The sequence below is a fragment of the Pseudomonas inefficax genome, from assembly GCF_900277125.1.
In the GTDB taxonomy this organism is placed as follows: domain Bacteria; phylum Pseudomonadota; class Gammaproteobacteria; order Pseudomonadales; family Pseudomonadaceae; genus Aquipseudomonas; species Aquipseudomonas inefficax.
Map to the genome: position 1 here is coordinate 94,997 of NZ_OPYN01000123.1, position 11,507 is coordinate 106,503.

The window sequence follows — 11,507 nt, forward strand, 5'->3', positions numbered from 1 at the left end:
CAAGGGTACCGCCGTCACGCTCGATGGCGGCGGTATCAACCCTTCTTCTTGCGCGAACTGGTCAGGCCCAGGTACATGATGACCATGCTAGCCACCCCGACCAGTACCAGCGAAGGCAGTACTTGGTGCAGGGAGACGCGAAACTCCTGGGCGGCGTACCCTCTGGGGTAGCCACCGATCACCACGTAGCCATACTTCTCGGATACCGTTTGCTCGGTGAATTCGACCTGGGAGGGGCGTTGTGCATCGCGGCTGTCTCCCTCGCTCCAGATATACAGGTCGTTGAATTCCAGCAGCAATGTCAGGCCGTCCTGGAAGGCACGCAGTTCGTCACGCAACTGCCGACCGTACGCTGTTGCGATTATCCCGGGGTCGCTGTTTGGTTTCTGGATCTTTATGATCGCCGCGTTAGGCGACGACGGTGCGTCGAACGCCAGTTGCGTCTGCCGTCCGGACAGGGAAAAAGCCGAGATATATGCCAAAGGGTCCATATCCGTCGCACAATACGCTTGTTGGTTGCGGGTGAGTATCAATGAGCGAAGATGCGGGTTATTGGCAACTCTTTGCTCCAGGATGTCGAGCACTTCGTCACATGGCTTGCCTGCCAATGGCAGGATCGAGTCCAGATCGGCTTCCATGCGGCCCAGTGCCTGATCGATGCTGAAAACAGCCTCTTGAACGGAAACCTTGGCATTTTCCTCAAGTTTTCTGTCCAGCTGATAGTCCATCATCAGTAACCCGGATAGCACCGGTATTGCGCCGATGGACAATATCAAAAGTAATTTTCGCCAGTTGATGCCGACACTCGGTATTGCTGCCATAGGACCGCCGCTCCGTTGAACCTTGCTGTTCGGGTTGAACAGGTCAGCGCTGATCCTATGTACTTGATGAAGCTTCGGCTGTAGGCCAAAAGTGTTGCGGTTTTACAGAAAAGCAGAAGCAGGTTGTCAGCCTTCCTTCAGTCGATCGAGCACTTTTTTGGCCAGCAGGGCCGTGGAAGCCGGGTTCTGCCCGGTGATCAGCCGATCATCGGCCACCACGAACGGCTGCCAGGGGTCATCATGCTTGCTGTAGGTACCGCCGCGGGCGCGCAGCTCATTTTCGGTCAGGAAGGGGACCACCTTGTCCAACTCGGCTAACTTCTCCTCGGTATTGGAGAAGCCGGTCACCTGACGGCCCTTGAGCAACAGGCTGTTGTCGCTGAGCTTGATGTTCAGCAGGCCGACAACGCCATGGCAGACCGCTGCGACTATGCCCTTGTGCTCGTAGATCCGACGGGCCAGCTCTTGCAGCGGCTGGTTGTCGGGAAAGTCATACATTACGCCGTGCCCACCGGTGTAGTAGATGACGCTGTACTCTTCTGCCTTCGCCTTCACCTGGCCAGGGCTCGAGGTGTTGCCCAGGCGGGCCATGAAGCGCTTGTCGTCATACCACTGCCAATCCAGGTCGGGGGCCATCTGCAGGCTATGCGGGTCGACAGGCACGTAGCCACCCAGCGGGCTGACGTAATCGACCGAGTGACCGGCTTTTTCGACTTGTTCGACAAAGTGCACGGCTTCCCCCAGCCACAACCCGGTCGCCCGCTTGAGGGACGGATACTTGGCTGTGTTGGTCAGCACCACCAGCATTTTCTTGCTCATGACCACGCTCCCGTCGGCAACCTGAATGGGCCGTTGCTCCCTGGCCCGAGGGAAAACCTAATGAGCATAGCTCTCAGGTGCCAGTACGCCATATTGCGTGGCGTGTGTTGTGCTAACGTGAATCACATCCACGGGGCGCCCGTACTTTCCCTGAACCATGCTGGAGTCACGATAGTGGTCGCAAATGGTACGCCGCCCGAGCCTGCGTCGAAGATCATCCTGCAGCCGCCTGTGCCGGCACCCGTCGACCTCATGGGCGAACGGATTGTTCGGTTCGATTGGGGCAGCACATCGCTCGGGCCGCTGCCGCGCTGGTCGGCCTCGCTGCGCATTGCCGTCGACGTGATGCACTTGTCACCGTTACCGTGCGCCGTGGTCTGGGGGCCAGACCTGTGCGTGGTCCACAATGAAGGCTACCGGGCATTGCGGCCGGTTGCCCCGGACGCATTGGGCATGGCCTTCGATGCGCTGTGGAGCGATGTATGGCCGGCGATGGGCCCCTGGGTTTTCAAGGCGCTCGATGGGCACTCCAGCTTTGTCGAGGACCCACCACTGCGTATTGTCAGCGGCGAGGGCGGGGAGCCGTTGTGGTGTGCGTTCGGCTTCACACCGTTGCACGATGAGTTGGGCAACGTGGCAGGGTTTCTGCACGCGGTGATCGAGACCACGGCCAGCGTCGAGGCGCACCGCCACTGGCGTGAGCAGGCGCAAGGCTTCGAGCGGCAGGTCGAGCGACACCAGGTAGAGCGCGAGCAGTTCTGGCAGTTGTCGCGTGATGCGATGATCACGGTTACACCCGAGCTGAAGGTGCATGCCGCCAACCCCGCCTTGTACCGTACTCTGGGTTGGGCCGAGGAGCAGATACGGGGCATACCGGTGCTGGACTTGGTACATCCGGCGGATCGCGCCGAGGTTCAGGTGGCAATTTCCGGGTGCCTGCAATACCGCAATGCCGAGCAGATAGAGACGCGCCTGCGCCACCTCGATGGCCATTACCACTGTTTTCGCTGGAGTGCACGGTTCGATGGCAGCCTGCTGACTGCCGTAGGCCGGGACATTACCGAGGAACGTGAGGAGGCCGCTCGTCAATCCGAAGCCCTGATGCGCAACAACGAACGCCTGGAGTTGGTTGGCCAGTTGGCCGGGGGCATTGGGCATGAGCTGAACAACTTGTTGTCCGGCATCGGCGGCAGCCTCGAGTTGCTGCAACGGCGCCTGCAGGAAGGCCGGCTGGAGCGGGTAGAGGCCTATGTCGAGGTGGCGCATGATTCGGTGCAGCGTGCCATGGAGCTGACCCATCGCTTGCTGGCGTTTTCACGTCATCAACCATTGGCGCCCAGGCCGCTGGACTTCAACCGGCAATTGCGCCTGAGCGAACCACTGCTGCGGAGCACGCTGGGCGCGGAGATGCGTTTGCACTGGCAGCTGGATGTAACGCCGTGGGCGGTAAACCTTGATGTTTGCCAGCTTGAAAATGCCTTGATCAATCTTTGCGCCAATGCCCGCGAAGCGTGCCTGGAACGCGGTAATGTCACGCTGCGCAGCTTCAACCAGCGGCTGACGACATGGTTCCCGGATGAGGGTGGCCTGCCGCCAGGCGATTACGTTGCCTTGCATGTGGAGGATGATGGCCATGGCATGTCGCCGGTGGACATTGCCAGGGCCTTCGAACCGTTCTTCACCACCAAGCCGATCGGGCATGGCTCAGGCCTTGGCTTGTCGATGGTGTATGGTTTTGTCGGCCAGTCGGGGGGCTACGCCTGGATCGAGTCGGCGCCGAACCAGGGCACCAAGGTCTGCATGCTTTTTCCACGGTGCCTTGATTCGGTACCTGAGGCGCCCGCGGTGGTGCAGCGCTCGCAGCGCATGGCCGGCGGGCAGCGCCTGTTGCTGGTGGATGACGAACTCGGTTTGCGCGCGGTAATGCGCGAATACCTGACCGAGCGTGGTTTCGAGGTCATTGATGTGGGCGACGCCAATAGTGCACTGGAGCGCTTCCACCATGACGGCCCGTACGACCTGGTGGTCACCGATGTCGGCTTGCCGGGTGGTTTCAGTGGCCGTCAGGTGGCCAAGGTCATGCGCATGCAGTGGCCGCTGCAGAAGATCCTGTTCATCACCGGTTATGCGGGCCAGCCGATCGATGCGCAGCTGCTCGAACAGCCGGGCACGGCATTGATGAACAAGCCGTTCCCGCTGGCGGACCTTTTTGATGAGGCGCTACGTTTGCTCGAGGGGTGATGTGGTTCAGTGCTTGCCCAGTATCTGGGTCACCTGGGCCTGCAACTGCTTCAGCTCGAAGGGCTTGCAGATCAGGTGCATCCCCGCCTCCAGGAAACCCTCGCGGGCCATGGCCGTTTCCGCATAGCCGGTAATGAACAAGACCGGCAGGCGTGGGCGCAGGCTGCGTGCAATCTCGGCCAACTGGCGGCCATTCATGCCGGGCAAACCGACATCGCTGACCAGCAGATCCACCGGTTGGGTCGAGCGCAGTACCTTCAGGCCCTCATTGGCATCGGCGGCACTGTGGCAGGCGAAGCCATCCTCGCGCAGAGCCTGGCACAGTAAGTGGCGTACATGCGGGTCGTCCTCGACAACCAGCACGTGATGGCCCTGGTAACCTCGCACGGGCTGTACGGGTTTGACCGGTGCCTGGCCCTGGTCGACATGGCGCGGCAGGTACAAGTCCACCCGGGTCCCCTGGCCGATCTGGCTGTGCAGGGTGACGTGACCACGGGATTGCTTGCTGAAGCCATACACCATCGACAGGCCCAGGCCGATGCCCTGGCCGATCGCCTTGGTGCTGAAGAACGGCTCGAAGGCATGCTCCAGCGTGCTTTGCGCCATGCCCTGGCCGTCATCGATGATGCGCAGGCGTACATAGTCGCCAGCGCACAGGGCACCGCCGGGGAATTGCCCGGCGCCGATGTGCTGGTTACTTGCCTCGATGCGCAGTTGGCCGCCATTGGGCATGGCTTCGCAGGCATTGAGCAGCAGGTTTTCGAGGGCTTCGTGCAACTGCTGGTCATCGGCTTCTACGGACCACAGGCCCTTGTCGATTTGCACCTGCAGGGTCACGGCCGGGGTAAGGCAAGCCGTCAGGCGCTTTGTCTGGAGCAGGTCGTGCAGGTCTATCTGCTGGCTGTGCAGCGATTGCCGAGAAGAGAAGGCCAGCAGACGGTGGGTCAGACGGGCTGCGCGTGACACGGCCTCGCGGCCCATGCGTAGCACGTTGTCCAAGCCATCGCTGCGGCCCTGGCGCAAGCGCCGGTCGATAAGCTCGAAGCTGCCGCCAATGCTGGTGAGCAGGTTGTTGAAGTCATGGGCGACCCCACCGGCCAGTTGGCCTATAGCCTCCATCTTGCGCGTCTGATGGCGGGCGAACTCGCTGCGCTGCTGCGCTTCGCCGGGAGGTGCGGCCAGGGCATCAAGGCGTTGCTGCAGGGTCTGCAACTGGTCGCGCGCCAGGTATTGCCGGCGCCGGTTGCGCAGGGCGGACTGGGTCACGTGCAGCAGCTGGGCGGTTTCGAACGGTGCGACCAGCACGGCCAGATTGCCCACCGGGTGGTTGGTCGAGCCCTTGGCTGTTTGGTCCCCTTGTCCGAGCAGTACGATGGGCAGGTCCGACCAGCACGGTTGCTGGTCGATGAATGCCTGCAGCGATGCGCTTGGGCCCTGCTCGAACACTTGCTCGGCAATGATCGCCAGGCCCGCGCCTTCGGCCAGGCGGGCTTGCAGGTTGGCCAAGTCAACCGCGCACAGGCTTTCGATGCCCGCGCAAGCGAGCAGGCGCGCAATATCCGCGGCTATTGGCGGGGGCGCCAGGATCAATGCACGTTCGTCCAGCGCCAACGAACTGGCCAAAACGACTCTCCTGTAGGGTAGCCCGATATCCACTGGACCTCGGGCATAGCCCCAGGGTTCAACAATTTTCGGACATTGCCTACAGGCCCTGTTGCAGGACGGGGTCGTCCGGGTTCTGCCGCTCCAGCTCGGCCAGCAGCACCTGTACGTTCTGCAATTGGCCGGTTTCCTTCCAGTACTGGATCAGCAGCACCCGCGCCCGGCGATTGGCCGGCTGACGGCTGAGCACGGTTTCCAGTTGCTTTTGCGCGGCGTCGACTTGTTCCAGCTCATGCAGGGTTACCGCAAGTGTATAGCGATAGTCGGCGTTGTCCGGGTCCAGTTCGACGGCGCGGGACAAGGCCAGCAGTGCGTACTCGCGCTGTTCGTGACGGTTCAGCCAGAGCCCCAGTTCGTGCTGCAGAAAAGCCGAGTCGGGGCTCAGCGCCAGGGCTTTGCCCAGTACCTGACGCGAGGCATCGTGGTGGCCCTGGCGTTCCAGCAGGCGTACCTGGGTCGCCAGTGCGTCGAGGTTGCCTGGTGCTACCGTCAGGGCACGTTGCAGGGCGGTGGCGGCCAGGGTGTAGTCGTTTTCGTGCAGGTACAGGCGCGCCAGGTGGACCTGGGCGTCGGCGTCTTCGGGTTGTTGCTCCAGGGCCTGCTGGTATTGCTCCAGGGCGACCTGTAGCGGGCCGAAATACAGGCCGATGTCATCCGGGGCAAGGCCGAGCAGGGCATCTACTGCGGCGAAGCGCACGCTTTGTTCGTCGTCGTCCAGCAGTGGGCCTAGCACCAGGCTGCGCTGCGCCGCTGGCAGCAGGCGGCGGATACCGGCAATGGCTGCGCGGCGCACCAGCGGGTCGGCATGCTCGAGGTCCTGGCGGGCGAGTTTCAATGCCTGGGGCGAAGGGTAGTTGGGCAGTTCGGCATACAAGGCCGCCCGGCGGATGGGCGGCAGATCCGTGCGCTGCAATTGTTGGTACAGCAGCCGTGCAGCGCCGGGCTGGCCCTCATGAGCCTGGCGCAGGGCCTTGGCGTAGCTGTGGGGCGGGAGGGTTGGCGGGGCTGGTGGAGTGTCGCGCCACAGGTAGCCGAACAGGGCCGATACCAGGATCAACAGCAGCAGGGCGATCAGGTAGCGGTTGCGTCTGGGCATCGGACGATCCGTGGCGGCGGGAAGGGCAGAGCTTGGGCTAGCTGGGGGGTAAATGCAACCGAGTGAGGGCTGACAGGTGCCTGGCTCGGTTTTTTTGGGGGGGCACAAATCGAGCGCCGCGCGGGCGGCGCTCGATCTCACAGGCGCTGAAGATTCAGAGGCATGCACCCTGCACCCACAATCAGCATAAAAAAGCCCCGCGGACCAAGGCCTGCGGGGCAAACGGTTGGGGGAGGAGCCAACCAAAGGAGTCGTTGAAACGGGCGTATCAGCGCGCGCTGGCTACAGTCTCCGGTTGCCAGCCGCCGCCCAGGGCCTTGTAGATGGAGACGATGCCGCGGTACAGCTCGACTTCACCCTGGGCCTGGGCATCTTCAGCGCTCAGCCGCTCACGTTCGGCATCGAGCAGCACCAGGTAGTCCACCGTACCCTCGCGATAACGAATCGAGGCCAGTTCCGCCGCCTTGCGGCTGGCGTCGCTCTGGCGCATCAGCGACAACAGCCGCTGCTGGGTCTTGTCGTAGTCGCTGAAGGCGTTGGCCGATTCTTCCAGGGCCAGCAACACCTGCTGTTCATAGTTGGCCAGTGCCCCTTCGGCATCGGCCTTGGCACCGCGCAGGCGGGCGCGCACGCTGCCCAGGTCGAAGGCGGCCCAGGTGATGCTCGGGCCCAACGCCCAGGCATTGGCTGCCGAGGAGCCTATCTGCGAGCCACGGGCGGCAGTAAAGCCGAGGAAGCCGCTGAGGCTGACGCGCGGGAACAGGTCGGCGGTTGCCACGCCAACGTTGGCGGTGGCAGCCGCCAGTTGGCGTTCGGCGCTACGGATGTCCGGGCGGCGGCGCAGCAGTTCTCCCGGGTCTCCCACCGGTAGCGCCTTGGCGATGGCCGGCAGGGCCTTGGGCGACAGGTCGACGCTGAGCGCCTCGGGGCGCTGGCCGAGCAGAGTGGCGATGCGATGCCGGGCCCGCGCCTGTTCCGCCTGCAGTTGCGGTACGGTGGCTTCGACCCCGGCCAGGCGCGCGTCGGCCCGCACCACGTCAAGGTCGTTGCCCACGCCGGCATCGCGCAGGGTTTCGGTGATGGCCCGCGATTCCTGCTGGGTCTTGAGGTTGGCCAGGGCGATCTTCTCGCGCAACTGCGCGCCGCGCAGCTGGCCGTAGGCATCGACCAGCTCGGCGATCAGGCTGACCTGCAGCTGTTGCAGGTCAGCTGCGGCTACCGCTTCCTGGGCCTCGCTGGCTTCGATCTGGCGCTGGATGCGGCCGAACAGGTCAAGTTCCCAGGCCATGTCCAGGCCCAGGTCGTAGCGCTCGCTGTTAACCCGTTGCGTGGTCTGGCCGGGGACCTGGCCCTTGCCGATGTCGCTGCTGGCGCGGCTGGTGACCACCGGGAACTGGTCGTTCTCGGCATCTTCACGGATCGAGCGGGCCGACTTCAGGCGGGCAAAGGCCACGCGCAGGTCACGGTTGCCGTCCAGCGAAGCCTGCACCAGCTGGTTCAGCACTGGGTCGTCGAACTGCTTCCACCACAGGCCTTCGAAACGGCTACGGTCGTAAGCCTTGGCCTGTACATCGCTGGCCAGTTGCGCGGGCTCGGTGGCCGGCGCCTGGTAGTCCGGGCCTACCGCGCAGGCCGCCAGGGCCAGCGCCAGCAGGCTCGGGGTCAAGGGTTTGAGCAGGTTCATGCATGGTTCTCCAGCGAGTGGGCGCGTTCGGCCTTGCGGGCCTGGCGACGCTCGACGAAACGGCGAATCAGGAAGAAGAACACCGGGGTCAGGAACAGGCCGAACACGGTCACACCGATCATCCCCGAGAACACCGCCACACCCATGGCATGGCGCATTTCAGAACCTGCACCGGAGCTGAACACCAGTGGAACCACACCCATGATGAAGGCGATCGAGGTCATCAGGATCGGCCGCAGACGCAAGCGGCAGGCTTCCAGTACCGCAGCCAGCGGGTCGAGCCCCTTGGCTTGTTCGTCCTTGGCGAACTCGACGATCAGGATCGCGTTCTTGCACGCCAGGCCCACCAGTACGATCAGGCCGATCTGGGTGAAGATGTTGTTGTCACCCCCCGACACGATCACCCCGGTGATGGCCGACAGCAGGGTCATCGGTACGATCAGGATCACCGCCAGCGGCAGGCTCCAGCTTTCGTACTGGGCCGCAAGCACCAGGAAGGCCAGCAGCACGCACAGCGGGAAGACGAACAGTGCAGTGTTACCCGAGAGGATCTGCTGGTAGGTCAGGTCGGTCCACTCGAAGGTCATGCCGTTGGGCAATTCCTCTTTCAGCAGCTTCTCGATCGCTGCCTCGGCCTGGCCGGAGCTGTAGCCTGGGGCAGCGGCGCCGTTGATTTCGGCGGTGATGAAGCCGTTGTAGTGCATCACACGGTCAGGCCCGGAGGTGTCGCTGACCTTGAGGAAGGTCGCCAGCGGGATCATCTCGCCGAGGTTGTTGCGCACCTTCAACTGGCCGATCTGCTCGGCATCGAGGCGGAACTGCTGCTCGGCCTGGACATTGACCTGGTAGGTACGGCCAAAGCGGTTGAAGTCGTTGGTGTACAGAGAGCCCAGGTAGACCTGCAGGGTGTCGAAGATGTCGGTGATCGCCACACCGTGGGTCTTGGCCTTTTCCCGGTCGATGGCGGCATCGACCTGCGGCACGTTGACCTGGTAGCTGGTGAACAGGCCCGCCAGTTCCGGCACGTTGTGGCTCTTGGCGATGATGTTCTGGGTTTCCTTGTACAGCGCTTCGTAGCCCAGGTTGCCACGGTCTTCGATCTGCAGGCGGAAGCCGCCGATGGTGCCCAGGCCTTGTACCGGCGGTGGCGGGAAGATCGCGATGTAGGCGTCCTGGATGTCGGCGAACTGGGCATTGAGCGCGGCAGCAATGGCTGCAGCCGACTGGCTCGGGTCCTTGCGCTCGTCGAAAGGCTTGAGCGGGGTGAACACGATGCCGCTGTTAGGGCTGTTGGTGAAACCGTTGATCGACAGGCCAGGGAAGGCCACCGAGTCGGCCACGCCAGGCTGCTTCAGGGCAATTTCGCTCATGCGCTTGATGACTGCCTCGGTACGGTCGAGGCTGGCGGCGTCAGGCAGCTGGGCGAAGGCTACCAGGTACTGCTTGTCCTGGGCCGGCACGAAACCGGTCGGGGTGGACGAGAAGCCCAGGTAGGTCAGGCCCATCAGGCCGGCATACACGAACAGCGCGATACCGCTGGAGCGGATGACCCGGCGCACACCGCCGACATAGCCGTGGCTGGCGCGGTCGAAGAAGCGGTTGAACGGTGCGAACAGCCAGCTGCCCAGCAGTTTTTCCAGGAACCGCGAGAAACGGTCCTTGGGCGCGTGGTGGTCCTTCAGCAGCACGGCAGCCAGGGCCGGCGACAGGGTCAGCGAGTTGAACGCCGAGATCACCGTGGAAATGGCGATGGTCAGGGCGAACTGCTTGTAGAACTGCCCGGTCAGGCCGGAAATGAACGCAGCAGGTACGAACACGGCGCACAGCACCAGCGCGGTGGCGATGATCGGCCCGGTGACTTCGCTCATGGCCTTTTGCGTGGCTTCCAGCGGTTTCAGGCCAAGCCCGATATTACGTTCGACGTTCTCTACCACAACGATGGCGTCGTCCACCACGATACCGATGGCCAGGACCAGGCCGAACAAGGACAGCGCGTTGAGCGAGAAGCCGAACAGGTGCATTACCGCAAAGGTACCGATCAACGATACCGGCACGGCCATCAGCGGGATGATCGAGGCACGCCAGGTCTGCAGGAACAGGATGACGACCAGCACGACCAGCACCAGCGCTTCGAACAGGGTGTGCACCACGGCTTCGATGGAACCACGGACGAACACGGTCGGGTCATAGACGATGCTGTAGTCCATGCCCTCGGGGAAGTCCTTCTTCAGCTCGGCCATCTTCGCCCGCACTTCGTCGGAGATCTCGATGGCGTTGGAGCCTGGGCGCTGGAAGATCGGGATGGCCACTGCCGGCTGGTTGTTCAGCAGCGAACGCAGGGCGTACTGGCTGGAACCGAGTTCGACCCGGGCGATGTCCTTCAGGCGGGTGATTTCGCCATCGGCACCGGCGCGGATGATGATGTTCTCGAACTCTTCCTCGTTGACCAGGCGGCCCTGGGTGTTGATCGACAGCTGGAAGCTGGTCGAACCCGGGGCGGGTGGGGCGCCCAGCTGGCCGGCGGCCACCTGGCGGTTCTGCTCGCGGATCGCAGCCACCACATCACTGGCGGTGAGGTTGCGCGAAGCGGTCTTGTTCGGGTCCAGCCACACGCGCAGCGAGTAGTCGCCCATGCCGAACAGCTGCACATCGCCCACGCCGCCCAGGCGCGCCAGCTCGTCCTTGATGTTGAGGATGGCGTAGTTGGACAGGTAGAGCATGTCGTAGCGGTTGTCCGGCGAGGTCAGGTGCACGACCATGGTCAGGTCGGGCGAGGCCTTGTCGACGGTGATACCGATGCGGGTCACTTCCTCTGGCAGCTTGGGCTGGGTACGGGTGACGCGGTTCTGCACCTGCACCTGGGCATTGTCCAGGTCGGTGCCCAGGGCGAAGGTGATGGTCAGCGTCAGCTTGCCATCAGCGGTGGACTGGGAGGACATGTAGAGCATGTTCTCCACGCCGGTAATCGCCTGCTCCAATGGCGCGGCGACGGTTTCGCCGATGACCTTGGGGTTGGCGCCGGGGAAGTTGGCGCGCACCACCACGGTGGGTGGCACCACTTCGGGGTATTCGCTGATCGGCAGCTGGAACAGCGAGATCGAACCCGCGATCAGCAGCACCAGCGACAGCACCGCGGCGAAGATCGGCCGGGTAATGAAGAATTTCGAGAAGTTCATCGGTGTGG

General features: G+C 63.3%; 7 protein-coding genes. 1 reads left to right on the top strand and 6 read right to left on the bottom strand.

The features are described from left to right. Positions 1 to 35 precede the first annotated feature (35 nt). Complete coding sequence (locus JV551A3_RS14740) at positions 36 to 821, bottom strand: CSS-motif domain-containing protein (protein WP_235874579.1); 786 nt, start codon at positions 819 to 821, stop codon at positions 36 to 38. A gap of 126 nt (positions 822 to 947) precedes the next feature. Further along, complete coding sequence (locus JV551A3_RS14745; RefSeq protein ID WP_133972193.1) at positions 948 to 1,640, bottom strand: type 1 glutamine amidotransferase domain-containing protein; 693 nt, start codon at positions 1,638 to 1,640, stop codon at positions 948 to 950. Between the two features lie 174 nt (positions 1,641 to 1,814). Between JV551A3_RS14745 and JV551A3_RS14750 the strand changes: the two genes are divergently transcribed. After that, on the top strand, positions 1,815 to 3,881 hold the full coding sequence (locus JV551A3_RS14750) for an ATP-binding protein (protein ID WP_235874580.1): 2,067 nt from the start codon (positions 1,815 to 1,817) through the stop codon (positions 3,879 to 3,881). Between the two features lie 6 nt (positions 3,882 to 3,887). Here JV551A3_RS14750 and JV551A3_RS14755 read toward each other — a convergent pair whose 3' ends face one another. From JV551A3_RS14755 to JV551A3_RS14770, 4 genes are all read right to left on the bottom strand, one after another. Continuing rightward, the gene (locus tag JV551A3_RS14755; protein WP_133972197.1) at positions 3,888 to 5,504 is read right to left on the bottom strand and encodes a response regulator; all 1,617 of its coding nucleotides are present in this window, start codon (positions 5,502 to 5,504) and stop codon (positions 3,888 to 3,890) included. Positions 5,505 to 5,583: 79 nt separating this feature from the next. Then, the gene (locus JV551A3_RS14760) at positions 5,584 to 6,639 is read right to left on the bottom strand and encodes a tetratricopeptide repeat protein (protein WP_133972199.1); all 1,056 of its coding nucleotides are present in this window, start codon (positions 6,637 to 6,639) and stop codon (positions 5,584 to 5,586) included. Between the two features lie 268 nt (positions 6,640 to 6,907). Further along, entirely contained in the window at positions 6,908 to 8,323 is a 1,416-nt protein-coding gene (locus JV551A3_RS14765) for an efflux transporter outer membrane subunit (RefSeq protein ID WP_112252479.1), read from the bottom strand. Further along, on the bottom strand, positions 8,320 to 11,499 hold the full coding sequence (locus tag JV551A3_RS14770; RefSeq protein WP_133972201.1) for an efflux RND transporter permease subunit: 3,180 nt from the start codon (positions 11,497 to 11,499) through the stop codon (positions 8,320 to 8,322). Before JV551A3_RS14770 ends, JV551A3_RS14765 begins: the two co-directional genes overlap by 4 nt. Positions 11,500 to 11,507: the final 8 nt, after the last annotated feature.

Excerpts from the sequence above, each read along its gene's own strand:
- JV551A3_RS14740 (WP_235874579.1), bottom strand. The coding sequence starts at position 821 with ATGGCAGCAATACCGAGTGTCGGCATCAACTGGCGAAAATTACTTTTG.
- JV551A3_RS14760 (WP_133972199.1), bottom strand. The coding sequence starts at position 6,639 with ATGCCCAGACGCAACCGCTACCTGATCGCCCTGCTGCTGTTGATCCTG.
- JV551A3_RS14745 (WP_133972193.1), bottom strand. The coding sequence starts at position 1,640 with ATGAGCAAGAAAATGCTGGTGGTGCTGACCAACACAGCCAAGTATCCG.
- JV551A3_RS14765 (WP_112252479.1), bottom strand. The coding sequence starts at position 8,323 with ATGAACCTGCTCAAACCCTTGACCCCGAGCCTGCTGGCGCTGGCCCTG.
- JV551A3_RS14770 (WP_133972201.1), bottom strand. The coding sequence starts at position 11,499 with ATGAACTTCTCGAAATTCTTCATTACCCGGCCGATCTTCGCCGCGGTG.